The 12,468-nt window shown below is 60.8% G+C and carries 25 protein-coding genes; 3 read left to right on the forward strand and 22 right to left on the reverse strand.

The genetic code is table 11. The features are described 5' to 3' along the window. Positions 1-187: 187 nt before the first annotated feature. Positions 188-1,165 carry a tyrosine-type recombinase/integrase gene (locus ACIP1G_RS27815; RefSeq protein WP_400742871.1) on the forward strand — a complete coding sequence of 326 codons (978 nt, stop codon included), beginning with the start codon at positions 188-190 and terminating at the stop codon, positions 1,163-1,165. On the opposite strand, the gene ACIP1G_RS27820 is transcribed toward ACIP1G_RS27815, so the two are convergent. The 21 genes from ACIP1G_RS27820 to ACIP1G_RS27920 form a co-directional block, all read right to left on the reverse strand. Further along, positions 1,162-1,407 carry an AlpA family transcriptional regulator gene (locus tag ACIP1G_RS27820; protein ID WP_064590544.1) on the reverse strand — a complete coding sequence of 82 codons (246 nt, stop codon included), beginning with the start codon at positions 1,405-1,407 and terminating at the stop codon, positions 1,162-1,164. The genes ACIP1G_RS27815 and ACIP1G_RS27820 overlap by 4 nt on opposite strands. Before the next feature lie 28 nt (positions 1,408-1,435). Beyond that, complete coding sequence (locus tag ACIP1G_RS27825; RefSeq protein WP_400742873.1) at positions 1,436-1,678, reverse strand: hypothetical protein; 243 nt, start codon at positions 1,676-1,678, stop codon at positions 1,436-1,438. A 9-nt stretch (positions 1,679-1,687) separates the two neighbouring features. Then, positions 1,688-1,864, reverse strand: a complete 177-nt coding sequence (locus ACIP1G_RS27830) for a hypothetical protein (RefSeq protein WP_400742875.1) — start codon at positions 1,862-1,864, stop codon at positions 1,688-1,690. Between the two features lie 15 nt (positions 1,865-1,879). After that, positions 1,880-2,617, reverse strand: a complete 738-nt coding sequence (locus ACIP1G_RS27835; RefSeq protein WP_400742877.1) for a metallophosphoesterase — start codon at positions 2,615-2,617, stop codon at positions 1,880-1,882. A 51-nt stretch (positions 2,618-2,668) separates the two neighbouring features. Continuing rightward, positions 2,669-3,130 carry a hypothetical protein gene (locus ACIP1G_RS27840; RefSeq protein ID WP_400742879.1) on the reverse strand — a complete coding sequence of 154 codons (462 nt, stop codon included), beginning with the start codon at positions 3,128-3,130 and terminating at the stop codon, positions 2,669-2,671. Between the two features lie 43 nt (positions 3,131-3,173). Further along, entirely contained in the window at positions 3,174-3,509 is a 336-nt protein-coding gene (locus ACIP1G_RS27845; protein WP_400742881.1) for a hypothetical protein, read from the reverse strand. After that, positions 3,506-3,901 (reverse strand): phage protein NinX family protein, encoded by a 396-nt coding sequence (locus ACIP1G_RS27850; protein WP_400742883.1) that lies wholly within the window; start codon positions 3,899-3,901, stop codon positions 3,506-3,508. Before ACIP1G_RS27850 ends, ACIP1G_RS27845 begins: the two co-directional genes overlap by 4 nt. Beyond that, positions 3,898-4,221 carry a hypothetical protein gene (locus ACIP1G_RS27855; protein WP_400742885.1) on the reverse strand — a complete coding sequence of 108 codons (324 nt, stop codon included), beginning with the start codon at positions 4,219-4,221 and terminating at the stop codon, positions 3,898-3,900. Before ACIP1G_RS27855 ends, ACIP1G_RS27850 begins: the two co-directional genes overlap by 4 nt. Beyond that, complete coding sequence (locus ACIP1G_RS27860) at positions 4,218-4,487, reverse strand: hypothetical protein (RefSeq protein ID WP_400742886.1); 270 nt, start codon at positions 4,485-4,487, stop codon at positions 4,218-4,220. Before ACIP1G_RS27860 ends, ACIP1G_RS27855 begins: the two co-directional genes overlap by 4 nt. After that, positions 4,484-4,900: a hypothetical protein gene (locus ACIP1G_RS27865; RefSeq protein ID WP_400742888.1), complete on the reverse strand. Its 417-nt coding sequence runs from the start codon at positions 4,898-4,900 to the stop codon at positions 4,484-4,486. Before ACIP1G_RS27865 ends, ACIP1G_RS27860 begins: the two co-directional genes overlap by 4 nt. A 49-nt stretch (positions 4,901-4,949) precedes the next feature. Continuing rightward, a complete protein-coding gene (locus ACIP1G_RS27870; RefSeq protein ID WP_400742890.1) occupies positions 4,950-5,210 on the reverse strand; it encodes a hypothetical protein in 261 nt (86 codons plus the stop codon). Beyond that, a complete protein-coding gene (locus ACIP1G_RS27875; RefSeq protein ID WP_400742892.1) occupies positions 5,207-6,139 on the reverse strand; it encodes a hypothetical protein in 933 nt (310 codons plus the stop codon). The genes ACIP1G_RS27870 and ACIP1G_RS27875 overlap by 4 nt, the downstream gene beginning before the upstream one ends. Continuing rightward, on the reverse strand, positions 6,136-6,516 hold the full coding sequence (locus tag ACIP1G_RS27880) for a hypothetical protein (protein WP_400742893.1): 381 nt from the start codon (positions 6,514-6,516) through the stop codon (positions 6,136-6,138). Before ACIP1G_RS27880 ends, ACIP1G_RS27875 begins: the two co-directional genes overlap by 4 nt. 58 nt (positions 6,517-6,574) lie before the next feature. Next, on the reverse strand, positions 6,575-7,327 hold the full coding sequence (locus tag ACIP1G_RS27885; protein ID WP_400742895.1) for a phosphoadenosine phosphosulfate reductase family protein: 753 nt from the start codon (positions 7,325-7,327) through the stop codon (positions 6,575-6,577). A 78-nt stretch (positions 7,328-7,405) separates the two neighbouring features. Beyond that, positions 7,406-7,990, reverse strand: a complete 585-nt coding sequence (locus ACIP1G_RS27890) for a hypothetical protein (RefSeq protein ID WP_400742898.1) — start codon at positions 7,988-7,990, stop codon at positions 7,406-7,408. Between the two features lie 58 nt (positions 7,991-8,048). After that, positions 8,049-8,402: a hypothetical protein gene (locus ACIP1G_RS27895; RefSeq protein WP_400742901.1), complete on the reverse strand. Its 354-nt coding sequence runs from the start codon at positions 8,400-8,402 to the stop codon at positions 8,049-8,051. Positions 8,403-8,483: 81 nt separating this feature from the next. Beyond that, positions 8,484-8,636 (reverse strand): hypothetical protein, encoded by a 153-nt coding sequence (locus tag ACIP1G_RS27900; protein ID WP_400742904.1) that lies wholly within the window; start codon positions 8,634-8,636, stop codon positions 8,484-8,486. Between the two features lie 14 nt (positions 8,637-8,650). Next, a complete protein-coding gene (locus tag ACIP1G_RS27905) occupies positions 8,651-9,151 on the reverse strand; it encodes a single-stranded DNA-binding protein (RefSeq protein WP_400742906.1) in 501 nt (166 codons plus the stop codon). Beyond that, entirely contained in the window at positions 9,148-9,486 is a 339-nt protein-coding gene (locus ACIP1G_RS27910) for a hypothetical protein (RefSeq protein ID WP_400742909.1), read from the reverse strand. The genes ACIP1G_RS27905 and ACIP1G_RS27910 overlap by 4 nt, the downstream gene beginning before the upstream one ends. 18 nt (positions 9,487-9,504) lie before the next feature. Beyond that, on the reverse strand, positions 9,505-9,888 hold the full coding sequence (locus ACIP1G_RS27915) for a LuxR C-terminal-related transcriptional regulator (protein ID WP_400742912.1): 384 nt from the start codon (positions 9,886-9,888) through the stop codon (positions 9,505-9,507). 173 nt (positions 9,889-10,061) lie between these two features. Beyond that, entirely contained in the window at positions 10,062-10,286 is a 225-nt protein-coding gene (locus ACIP1G_RS27920) for a hypothetical protein (RefSeq protein ID WP_400742915.1), read from the reverse strand. Positions 10,287-10,940: 654 nt separating this feature from the next. Between ACIP1G_RS27920 and ACIP1G_RS27925 the strand changes: the two genes are divergently transcribed. Further along, positions 10,941-11,234: a DUF1654 domain-containing protein gene (locus ACIP1G_RS27925; protein WP_400742918.1), complete on the forward strand. Its 294-nt coding sequence runs from the start codon at positions 10,941-10,943 to the stop codon at positions 11,232-11,234. A 64-nt stretch (positions 11,235-11,298) separates the two neighbouring features. Here the strand turns inward: ACIP1G_RS27925 and ACIP1G_RS27930 are convergent, their stop codons facing one another. Beyond that, the gene (locus ACIP1G_RS27930) at positions 11,299-12,150 is read right to left on the reverse strand and encodes an XRE family transcriptional regulator (protein ID WP_400742921.1); all 852 of its coding nucleotides are present in this window, start codon (positions 12,148-12,150) and stop codon (positions 11,299-11,301) included. 88 nt (positions 12,151-12,238) lie between these two features. Between ACIP1G_RS27930 and ACIP1G_RS27935 the strand changes: the two genes are divergently transcribed. Continuing rightward, positions 12,239-12,415, forward strand: coding sequence for a Cro/CI family transcriptional regulator (locus tag ACIP1G_RS27935; RefSeq protein ID WP_279855947.1), 177 nt, complete (start codon positions 12,239-12,241; stop codon positions 12,413-12,415). Positions 12,416-12,468: the final 53 nt, after the last annotated feature.

Genomic DNA, 12,468 nt, shown 5'->3' on the forward strand with positions numbered 1-12,468 from the left:
CCGGATTGCAAATCCGTCTACGCCGGTTCGATTCCGACCTCGGCCTCCACCATTCGAAAGCCCCGCAGCCATTGAGGTTGCGGGGCTTTTTTAATGCCTGCGGATTTTGTCCCGCGCTCGGTTTGGGACAAATTTGGGACACCGAAGAAAATTGCGTGTCCCAGTTGTCCCCGGCAAAATCCGGTGCATGGCCACTTACGAGCAGCGCCCAGGCGGCGCATGGCGGGCAAAGATCCGCCGGAAAGGATACCCGTCTCTCTCCGCGACCTTCGACACCAAGGCCGAGGCCCAGCGCTGGGCAGCGGAGATCGAGGGCGACATGTCGCGCGCCCGTTTCGTCGATATGCGAGAAGCGGAGCGAACCACCCTGACTGAAGCCTTGGATCGGTACTCCAGGGAAGTCAGCTCGACCAAGAAAGGCGCGAAGCAGGAGCAGACCCGGATCAACAAGTGGAAGAAGCATCCATTTGCCGGGAAAGGCCTGGCTGCTTTGCGGTCAAGTGATTTTGCGTCGTACAGGGATGAAGAGCTCAAGGCGGGCAGGTCCACGGCCACGGTCAGGCTCGACCTGGCGATCATTAGCCACCTGTTCACGGTAGCCATCAAGGACTGGGGTATTGAGGGGCTGAGCAACCCGGTGATGAAACTTCGAATGCCCAAAGGGGCAAAGGAGAGAGATCGCCGACCGAAGAGCTTCGAGCTGGCCGGCGTCATCGAGAAGGCGGGAGCGATTCACGCCGAGATGCCGGCGATCATCCAGATTGCGGTTGAAACGGCGATGCGCCGAAGCGAGCTGCTTGGGCTGCGCCGGGAGAATGTGAAAGCGAAGCATGTGCTGCTCGAGGACACCAAGAACGGTACCCGGCGCCTGGTCCCACTTTCTACCAAGGCGCGGGCGCTCCTTGACGGGTTGCCGGCGCGCCTGGACGGCAAGGTGTTCTCTCTTGCACCCCACTCGGTGAGCCAGTACTTCCACCGGGCCTGCAAAGCGGCCAAGGTTGAAGACTTGCACTTCCATGACCTGCGCCATGAAGGTACATCCAGGCTTTTCGAGAAGGGCCTGTCGATCATGGAGGTGGCCTCGATCACTGGCCACAAAACCATGAGCATGCTCAAGCGATACACCCACCTTTGCCCGGACGCGCTGGCAGACAAGCTGGGTTAGCGGACACTGGCCAGCGTCGGTGGAGCCTGGCGCTTCCGGCCGGGCTTGGCCGGCGTGTGCAGGCCCTGTTCGAACTCCTGCAGGAACTCGCGCACTGTGCTGACCCTCCAGCAGACGCGCGCGCCTTGTTTGAAAAAAGGTGGCAGCCACGCTGCACCGGCCTGCCGGGCACTGCGTATAGCTGATTCAGACCGACCCAGCAGCTTGGCCAGTTCGGGGATGTGGATGATCTCTGGTTCCATTTAGGGCTCCTGCCGTACCCGGCGGTGATCAGTAGGATGCAACGATCTTCTTCCGCTGCTCGTGCAGCGCGTTTTCTTTGGCAAGCTGCGCGTCGCGGTCAGCCAGCCATTTCCTCGCTTTGTCCTGCGCAGCCTTGGCGCTGGTGAAAAGCTTCGGCTTCGGGTGCTTCACGCCTTGGCTGTCCAAGCAGAACAGCCCGTTGCGCACGATGGTGACCTCCCGTACGGCGAAATCCTCGCCCAGGGTGTAGGCCTTGAATGGAGTGGTCATTGGTAATCCTCAGGCCGTGAAGTGGTGCCCGACCTTCGCCGCCCGGGCGGCTTCCTCGGTGCGGAACATGAGCCGTGTTGTGCTGGTGCTGCCCCAGCTGTCGTATTCGACGTCGACCCACCAGGCGCCGAACTTGCGGTACGGCTCGCCTAGGATCTTCGTGACGTAGCAGTCAACAAGGTTCATGGATGGTCTCCTGGCTCAGTCCAAGCTGAGCTTGGCGGGTGCGGGCGGGATGGTTTCGAGCGTGGCCAGGTTCAGCAGGGTGAAGTAGCCGCCGTCCTGCGGTCGCCAGCCCATGGTGTCGATATAAATGACGTTGCCGAGCGCCGCCGGCTTGTCCAGCGGGGTGTGGCCGACCACCAGCACCCGCAGGCCGTGCACGCCTTCTGTCTCGCCCAGTTCGATCCGGCTGCGCGACCACATGCAGGTGTTCTGGGTCAGCCGCAGCTGCTTGGCGGTTTCCGGCGCCTCAAGAGCAGCCCCCAACTGATCCCAGGACGGGAATGGGCAGTCGGCGTGCACGACCCCGATCAGACCGCCTGGCGTCTCCACCTCGATGGCAATCGGAAGTTCTCTGAACTGGGCGGCGAACTCACGTTGCTCATCCCAGGACAGGCCGGCGAACCAGGCGCCGCCGTTGTAAACCCAGTTGTCTACGTCGCAGGTATCGAAGCGGCAAACGTAGTCGTCGTGGTTGCCGCGCACTGGGTGGAACCATGGCTTGGCCAGCCAGTTGAGCACGTCTCGACACTCGGGCCCGCGGTCGACCAGATCGCCGACGCTGAATAGGCGGTCAACTGCCGGGTCGAAGCCGGCAGCGTCCAGGGCAGACTGCAGTCGGGTGAAGTGCCCGTGAATGTCGCCGACCGCGAAATCGCGGCCAGCCGTGTTTGCGGCGAAGCGCTTGATGCGCATCACCTCGATGTTTTCGAGCATGCAGAATCCTCGCCCGCGCATGTCGGCGGGCTTGAGTTGTAGGGGGAGGGGTTACTTCGGCTTGGGACTGGCTTTACGCTTGCGATCGGCCATGACGAACTCTTTCGACATGCTGGCGAGGCCGCCCACCACGTCCTCGGGCAGGAGCGCGTTATTGCAGTGAGGGCAAAGCGGAGCCATCTTTGTGCTGCGCCAGGCTTCATCCATAACCTTCGCGGCGCGGCTGCGGATCTGGAATTTCTCGGCCTCGGCCAGTTCGGCCGCGCGCCGATTGATCCTGTTCGTTCCGGCACTGAACACTTCCACCAGGCCGAGGAAGGCGTCGAACGGCTCGACTTCTGCTTCGCAGTCGCTGCACCAGACGCGCCGCTCCTTGTCGTCGTAAACCAGCTTCTTGTGTCGGCAGGCGCAGGCAGGTCGACGAGTGAGCCCTCGTGCAACTCGCAGGTCCTCAATCTGGACGACCTTCACGCCGTAGATGTAATCCTGCGGTTCGATTGGTGCGTCGCTCATCGCGGCCCCCTGTAGATCAGGTAGGCCATATAGGCGAGGGCGATCATGGCTTCCACCTCTTGCCGACGCGGTACACCATCATCATGTTGTGATGGAGTGGCACTTTCAGGACGTGGTCGAAGAACTCGCCCTTTCCAGAGATGAATCCGGTAGGCACCTTGGTTCCTCCGGCGCCGAATTCACGCCAGCATTCTTCGCCGCCGTTCTTTTCCCAGTAGGCGCGATCGCGCTTGGGGATCTCATCGTAGGTTTTTTCGAACACGGAGATATCCGGGATATCGCAGATCCGGCGCCATGCGGGATTGCGTTTGCACCATTCAGCAGCATGCTGAGAGGCTTGATCGACAGAGTAGAATTCCTTTGTGCTTTTTTCGGTCATGGCATCAGCTCCTGCGGCACTTTGACGGTCTGCCCGAACTTCGCATGGACCAGCGCTCGGCAGAAGGCGATAAGTGGAGTTGGGCCTGAAAGCCAGGTCGAGTTGAGTGGGCCCGCGCTCCAGCCACATGGCCCGCCTGACAAATACCGGTCATGGCTCAACCCTGCCTGGTGCTTTTCGAGCAGCGGCCCGCCGTGCTCCCAGTTGCTGGATGGGCGATAGCCGAAGCCATCAGCAGCGCCGCGGATGCTGACGGTGGTAGGGTCGGTCCGGGTGCGCCATATTGTGGTCCTGCACTCTGGGTCTGTGCCGAAGCCCTCGGCCATGGCCACCGCCCAGTCCAGAGGTGCGCCGATCAGGTTGGATACCCTCACTTCGATCAGGTCGGTCATGCCCGGCGCCTCTCTGGGTTGCCATAGATGTCGTACTCCGGGCGCTCTGGCGGGTATGCCTCTGCCGTCAGCGCCTGGTCGATGGCCGCGCGCAGGTTCTCGTTGTAGTTTTCACCGAGCACACGCCGGTTTGGCTTGCCCATGTAATGGCCGATGATCTCGATGCCGATGGTGTAGTCGCCGTCCATGCCATTCAAATGGCTTTCGAAGCTGACGTCCCAGCAGCAGGATTCCAGCGCGCTGAGGCGAGCCCGGTCTTGTCGCAGCTCATCCAGCTCGGCGCTGGATACGATGGTGAAGTGAGTTTTCTTCTTGCTCACAGCTGATACCTCTCATCAATCCAGCGCCCAGGCGCCAGTGCGGGTGTAGGTTCGGGTTGTGTTTCGTGCGTGGAGAGCTGGCGCTGGTTGCCGGCCTGCAGCTGGCTGTCGGGGATGCAGCTGATGCCGCCCTTGTAGTAGTAGCCGCTGTAGACCCAGCAGGTGACGGCGCGCTTGTCGTCGTGGATGACCTCGACATTGGGGGTGACCTGTTCTGCGTTGGCGCCGGTGGCCAGCAGCAGGAGGCAGAGGGCGAGGCGGATCATGGCTTGTACTCGACTGCTGGCGCGACCTGGCGGGCAAAGTCGAGCAGATCCCCTGACCACGACTTGCCTACGCCGTCGTCGAAAGCGAACAGCATGCCGCCCAGTGCTCGTCGCAGGGCTGTGCACTGGTCCTGCACCTCAGCCACATGGCCGTATTCGAAGTCTTCACGCTGGTTGTCGATGAGGCGCAAGTCGATGTGGACGCTGTCCGTCCAGCACCCCTCGTCATGGTCGAACCGATCGCACCAGAAGGTGCCTTGCTCATCACGTTGGGCGAGGGTGAAGCTGTCGTACGGCCCGCCGTAGGTTGGGACTTGGCCGCCATCGGAGCGCTCGATCCACATGAAGAACTTCCGCCCGGTGATCGGGCATTCATCCGGGCACCACGGTGCCGCCTGCTTTGACTTGGGCATAGCGCTTCCTTGGCCGCCATATCGCGGCAGTGAATAGAGGGGAGAGGGGTTACAGCTTGGGGGTACAGATGTTCTCTTTCGGGTCGCGGCCTTCCTCGCGCATGAAGGCCGCCATGTCGCCCATCTGTTCGACTATGGCGAGCTCCTCGGCGGCTGCGGATTTGGTGATCGTTTCCTTGCGCGCCTGGCACAGCCGGCAATCGACCCTGGCCCAGTCTCCTGACAGCTCGGAGGATTCCCCTAGCCAGGTGCCGCAGGGCGCTTGCTCAAGGTCATCCAGGTCGGTGAATGGTGCGAAGTGCGTCTTCACGACTTCGCCTCCGGCTCTGCACTGGCTTTGCGGCAATGCTCGTCGTAAATCCGCTGCGATTCTTCATCGCCCCTGAGGCATCCGCACCGGTATGGATGGGCCGTGTAGTCGATATGGCAAAGGCGATTCGGGTATGGGGCGGCAGGCGCGCTCGGATCTGCGCTGGCGGTGAGCATGTCGCGAAGCTCGGCGCGAGTTTTGGCGCGCTCTTCTGGATCAACCTTTGCCCAGTGATAGCCTTCAATCTTGCGCAGCAGCGCATCACGCTCGTTCAGTTGGCCGGAAAGCTCCATGGTACGAGCGATCATTCGGTCACGCTCGCCCTTCACCTGCTCCAATAGCTCTTCGCGCAGGCCATATGACCTCTCAATGGACTTCAGCCGCTCAACCTCTCCATGATCTGCGTGGGTGTAGAGCGGCGTTTCAACCTTGCAGCAAATGTCGAAGACATCGCCGCATTCTGCCTTGGTCAGCACGGTACCATTGGCGTACAGCACCGCCACCGGCTCGCCCTGGTGCTGCTCGGCTGGAGTGTAAGTGCCCGTCATCGGGCCGAACGGCGTCATAGGCTTACCAGTAGCCGCCGCATCCCGCTCTGCCTCTTCTTTGGTCCACCAGAAGGCAGTACCAACCATCCAGGCTATCGGCTCGGCGCGGGGCTGCGGGGCTGGCTTCCCGGTAACCCGCGCCTCGATGGCCGCCCAGGTTGGCTCGTATTCGGGCCAGTCGCGCTCGACCACCACGCAATCGACCAAGGCATCTTCATGTTCACGCTTGAGCGCGCTGAGGTGCTTTGCCCGGAAGGTTGGGTGAGGATGCATCTTGCTGATCTTGATGACGACATAGCGCTCTTCTCGCTGTAAGGGAGCGCTGACCATCTCTGTGTTGCTGGATCGATTTTCTGTGGGCATGGGGATATCTCGCTTCATGCGGCTTTCGACTCCGGCTGCCATTCGGTCCAGCCGATTCGCGGCATCTTGGTCTTTGGGTTCAGGATGGGATTGCCCTTCGCGTCAGTCATCGCGCAGCGGGCCCGAATTCGCAGGTCCCGGCAATCACCAGAGCGCTTGGCCAGATCCATGAACTGCTGGGCGTACTGGGGGGCGTCGAACATGTTGCTGAGTTGCTTCACCTTCTCGCCGCCCATGAGCTTGTCGACGTACTTGGCGACCGCTTCCTCCCACTGCGCCGGGGCCAGTTGAATCGAAGGGCCGCCCGGCTTGCCAGGTTTGCTGGTTTTGACGCGCTTCTTGGCCTCGGCCAGCGCTACATCACGGGTCATGCCGAACACTGCGAATGTGCTCATGGTGATCTCCAGGCAGGCGCCGCCCTCGCAGGGAGGCGATTCTCGAATCAAGAAGAGGTTAGGCGGCCAGTTCGACCAGGGGGATGCGGTTCATGTGCATGGTGTAGCCGGTGCGCTTCTCTAGCGCGTCGTACTTGGCAAGCAGTGCTGGATTGTTCGCCGCGCCATTCACCAGGTCGTTCTTGCTGGCCATGATGCAAAACACGCAGCTGAGTCGCTCATTGCCGAGTGCGTAGGCGTAGTGAGGCTTCTGGCCTGCCGCTTCGATAATGTCGAACACCTCGATCGTCGAAAGGTCGTGCACGGGTAGCCACTCGAACCAGGTATTCACGCTGTTGCTGATCCTCATGCGACTGAATGACTGCCGCTTGGCTCTGCCTGGGGATTCCTGCGCGCGCAGGCCCAGGCAGTTGACGATCACCTTGAAGCCATTTGCCTTTGCGTAGCGGCGAACCTCGCGCTGGATAGGCCCTCGCTTGAGGTCGCTGGTACACTGGCGATGGCTCGCCGATGGCCAGCTCGGAACCTCAGGGCGATTCTCGAAGCGCCGCTCGACCATGTCGAACAGGGTCTTGCTGGCCTTGGCCACAACGAAGGTCAGGCCGGCGTCGGCAGCCTGATCGCGGGCCAGCTCCAGCGCGCCAGGCCACTCGAGCTCGCCAAGTGAGGCGTGAACGACGACGATCTGCGCAGGCGGAATCACCTCAAGTAGCTTGATCAGCTGGGCCTGGGAGTCTTTGCCGCCCGAATGGTTGGCGACAAACAGCGCGCCGGAGGCTACCAAGGCCTCAACGTCTTTGGGGATCTGCATGGATTCTCCACGCGCCGCCCTCGCCGGGGAGGCGTTATCGTTGAATAGGGGAAGGCGCTGGCGGGCAGCGCTGGAGTGTCAGGCCGCGCGGCGAATCTTTTCGGCGCGGCGCTCAGCCAGCTTGATACGAAGCGCTTCTTTGTAGCTGGCTTTGGCCGCTTTCATGGTTGGAGCCCATTCACCTGCGACCTCAAGAGTCTCGTAGGGCGACCAGTGCGCGAAACGGGTAGGCCGGCGATGCTCGCAGTAGGCGCTGCCGCGTGGGTAGCGCACCATCCGGTATTCATAGTCTCCCCAGGTGCCGCGCTGCTGGATCTGAGGCTGGTTGATCCCCAGGAAGTGAGCAAAGCCGTCATAGCACTCGCACTCGTCGAGATATGCATCGAACCTGGTGTACTTTCGCGGAGGCGGCGGCGGGGGCAGCTTGTCCAGCGCAAACTGCTTACCTTCAGGCGTTGCCCTGTACACCACGTCATTCGCGTCACAGAAGGCCGGCGCCTTGCCGCGCGTCATCAGGCCGGCCTCCACCAGAACATCAAGGTTGTTGGAGTCGTCATAGCCTGGGCTGGTGAGGAAATGGTTTCTACCGCCAGTTCGGCAGCCTGGATTTAGGCCCAGGGTGTGCCAGAGCAGGTTGAGCTGCTTCTCTGTGGCTTCGATCATGGCTTTCTCCATGCATGCGCCGCCCTCCGTGGCCGGATGCGGCATGGTGTAAGGTGGGTTAAAGGTCGGGCGGTAGGATTTCGTCGCCGGGGTCTCGGCGGATGTCGCGCAAGCTCTGTTCTTCGAACTGACGCGCTAGTTTTGGTGAGATGTAAAAAGCTGGCGCGTCAGGTCGTTCAAGACGACGCGCCCGCTCCTCAGGATCCTGCGCAATCCACGACAAGGCCAGGTCCTGCCAGAGCTCCTGCACCTGGTCGTACCCGTGGTGCTCGATCTCGACAGCCATGGCAGCCTTGATCCCGGCGGGCATATTGAAGAACACCTTCTCGATGCCCAGCTTCTCGGCCATAGCCTTCTTCCGGGCCCGGTAGTCCGCAGAGTGCTTTGCGACACCGGTCTTTTCCTCGGCCATCGCTGGTACCTCCCAAGCCGCTGGGCGGCAGATTGATGTGCTGCTGGCGCCGCCGATGCTGTGTGAGTTTTCGGATCGTTCTCACGGGTTGCAGGTCTCGATGGGCTTTTTCTTGGTCGAATCCGACGGCATGATCACCAGCAGGTGCCGGGTGCCGCGGTACACGCCCCAAGGCTTACCGGTTGACCTGGCCATGGCCGCTGCATACTTCACGGCAGCGACAGGCTGCGACATGGTTGCGATCATGGCTACGCACCGGCCAGGTGGTGGAGGGGCGCGAACGGTATGTCGTCGTCGAAGCTGTCGTGATCAGGTGGCGCCGCCTGCTGGTTCTGCTGCTGCCGCGCCGGGCGCTGTTGTTGCCTTGGCTGCCGATCTGGCACTTGCCCGGGCTGCTGACCTTGCGGCCGGCTGCCGAGCAGCTGCATCGTTCCGTTGATGTCGACCACGATTTCCGTGGTGTAGCGCTTGATACCGTCCTTCTCCCACTCGCGGGTCTGCAGCTTGCCCTCGATGTAGCACTGGGCGCCCTTGCGCAGGTACTCGCCGGCGATTTCTGCGACCTTCCCGAACAGCGACACCCGGTGCCACTCGGTGCGCTCGACCTTCTCGCCCGAGCGCTTGTCCGTCCACTGCTCGCTGGTGGCCAGGCTGAGGTTGGTGACGGCATTGCCATTGGGCAAGTAGCGCACCTCCGGGTCTTGGCCGCAGGTGCCGACCAGGATGACCTTGTTTACCCCGCGGCTCATGACGACGCCGCTCCGGCCAACAAGATCAGTGCCAAGGCAAAGAGCGCCATCCAGCGTGTGGCGCTTTCCCCGACCTGACGGACCTTCACCACAGCGACCACCGGAAGGGTCTTGGCATCGATAGCGCGCTCCAGGCTCTGCGCATAGCGAACCGCCTGGGCGTAGCTGGTATTGCGGCCGTACACGCGGTTGTTGCTGGCCGAGACGACGGCCCAGCCGTTGCCGCTTTGGGTGACAAAGAAGCGAGATTTGGCGCGGAATGCCTCGGTGGCCGTGATCACTTCCTGGCGCAGGGCTTCGAGCTTGTCCTGGCTTTGTTGGATGGCTGCTTGCATGGGTTGGTCCTCAGTGGGTCAGGCGTGGAGCTCGAAGGCCTCGGCCTTGCGAACGATTCGAACTTGGGCGGTGCGGCGCTCCGGCGCGCGGCGGTCGCGGCGCATTGGGTCGCTGTCGTCGATCACCGCGTGCATGGTGATGAGGGCAGCCAGGGCGATGCAGATGGGGCTGATGATCTGGCGGCGCATGGCTTCGGCCACGGCCGCAGCCCGCCGGGCAACACCCAGCTTCAACATGGCGTCGCCGATGCGCTTCTCGACACCGCTTTCGCTGATGCCGAAGTGCCGTGCGATTTCCTTGGTGGTGAAGCCCTGGGCGACATCGAGGATGCATTGCAATTCGCGAGGCGCCAGGCCACGGCCGAGGTGGCCGATCCATGCGCCGATGGTGATCGTGTCCATGATTTGCTCTTGCGGGGTGGCTGCATTGGTGTGCGATCTGGGGGACCGTCCAGGCGAGGCCAACAAGGCCCTGTAATCATTCCCCATTTACTCGGGGCGGCCTGCCATTCAGTTTCAGATCACACACCGATTCAGCCTGGTGATGGGGAGCCAGGTGAACCGGGCAGTTAAAGTCAGGCTGACTTGGAATAGGCTTCAAAGGCGGCTCGTTCCAGCTCGAGACATTGCTCGTAATGAGCCATCGCGATTGGCATGTGATAGCTATCCAGCGGCCATTTACTCACCTTGCAGCCTTGACCTGCCGGGCAGTGGAATACGAAGAGTTCGCCTTCGTTCTTGTCCATCTCCAGGCTGACCTGGGCACCGCTATCGAAGCGGTCTTGGATAATCGTGGTCATTCGAATTGCTCCAGTGGATTCCCCCTGATGCGCCCCGCTTGAGGCGCACCGGGGAATCGTCTGGCGTCACCGCCTCAGATGGCAGCTCTGCGCTCAATGCGTTGGCCTTGGGCTTCCCTCGCAACACCTTCAATCTGAATACGGCGATGGTCGTTGGGGATCATTTTGCTCCGCGCTTGAGTGCAGCCCTTTGGCCGGCTGAGTAGGGCACGTATGCGCGGATTGCCGACCCGTTTTGTCGGCTGGGCTTAATGCTTCATTGGCAGGTTCCTCCTATGGTTTTTGATCCTCACCATGCTCGTCGCCGGGTTTCCCCACCACTGCCTGCTGCAGCTACTGGCTACGCATCAGGTGGCTCGCATGGTTTGGCGTCCTCCCATGGGGGAGTCCGGCAGCTATCCAGAGGCTGCGTGGTCGACGACTTAGCTTGTCCCGACCCAGGTGATGGCCTGGGTGCGTCGAGGTGGTCACGTCTGGTTGTGTAAAGAGCGGTGGCTGCCGGAGCTGCCAGCTCGATGCAAATGCAAGCGAACTTGCATTTATAAAAGCATGCTTGTTTTTTAAATGCAAGCACGCTTGTGTAATTTTCTCTTACTGTATGGATGTCCAGTTTGTAGGAGCTTTCGGATGTCGGCGCAGGAAAGAGCAGTTCGTATGGAAGAGTTAACGAGCCTTGAGCGGCTGGGCTTGAGGGTTTCAGCGATGATCAACTCGCCGCTCGCGCAGCACGGCAGAAGGGTTCTCGTCCATCGCCTGGACACGGACAAGGATCAGGACTGGTGCGCGATCATGGACTTGCTAGCCGAGTCTGATGGGCTGGATATGAGTTTTTGCGATGATGGGTCGGTGCTTCTTCAGTGGGATGCGCCGACGGATGACGACCGAGTGATCGAAAGCGAAGAGGATGTGAGCCTGGTTGATAGCGAGGGGGAGGAGCCCCCCTTTTAGAAGTTAATCCAGCCCGCTGCGGTGGGCCGGTCAAGGTCTGGACTGGTCGCAAGCTTGCGATCAGTCAGACCTTGCGAGCATTCCAAACAAGTAGAACTTTTGCGTGAATGGTCACATCATCAATCCTGGCCTGTTGATCCTTGTTGTGAGGGTTGTCGGAGATCAGCCAGATGTGATCTTCATCTTTCCGCTGCAGGCGCTTAATCAGAAGGTCACCATGCCAGGTGAGCACGTAAACGCCTTCCCCCGCATAGTCATTCACACCTCGGTCAACGATCACAGGATCCTTATCATTGATCGTGCCTTCCATGCTCTGACCCCATCCTGTGATGATGGCCAAAGACTGGGCTGCCGTGTAGTTCACCCCTTTGTCACGCAGCAAATCCTCACTGATCACCACGTTCCTAATGATCTCGCTGTATTCAGCTGGAACCTGGCCGTGCCCCATCGCCGCACGAATATCGTACTGGGGTATGGAGATATCTCCCCTGGTAACAGGGTTGGCAGCAATCAAAAAGCCGCTTTCCTTCTCGCCCTGAGGATCATCCTCCACCGCACTAACAATCCGCTGCCTGGCCTCTGCGGTCAGCCCCTTTCCGTGCTTCTCGAGCATTTTTCGGACTGCGTCTGCGGCGGAGCTTGGAGCGCTGACTTCTTTAGGTTGCTCCTGCTTTGCGGCCCCTTTGCGCGGTGGCTCGCCCTTCCCCGACAAAAGCCAATCAACGGTCGTGTCGTAGCCTTCGGCTAGCGCGACAAGATTTTCGTTCTTGATGTTTTCGGTATCACCAGCGAACCACTGGCGGACAGCCTCATAGCTGATTCCGCAGGTGTTCGCGATGTCGCGTTTGACATTGCGAACGCCCAGTTCCGGGCGACGGGTCAAGACGAGTTTGGTGATTCGATCAGTAGTTTTCATTCGCGCAATCTACAAGGTTGCTTGTCAAGCATGCTTGTTTTGCATATGCAAGCATGCTTGAATGTCGAGACGAGCAGAGGAGGTCGCCATGACCAAAAGCCAGGCAATCCAACATTTCGGGTCTATTTCTGCCCTGGCGAAGGCGCTAGGGGTGACCTATGAGGCCGTCCGCCAATGGGCAGACGTTCCTGAGTTGCGCCAGTACCAAATCGAGCGTTTGACCAAGGGTGCGCTGAAGGCAGGAAAAGCGGATGCCGCTGCGTGACCTTGTAGAAATTCTCCCCTATCTGGCCTTGCGCCAGTAGTGGGGCCGTCCAG

The organism is Pseudomonas sp. NPDC089392 (assembly GCF_044749595.1).
Classification (GTDB): Bacteria; Pseudomonadota; Gammaproteobacteria; order Pseudomonadales; family Pseudomonadaceae; genus Aquipseudomonas.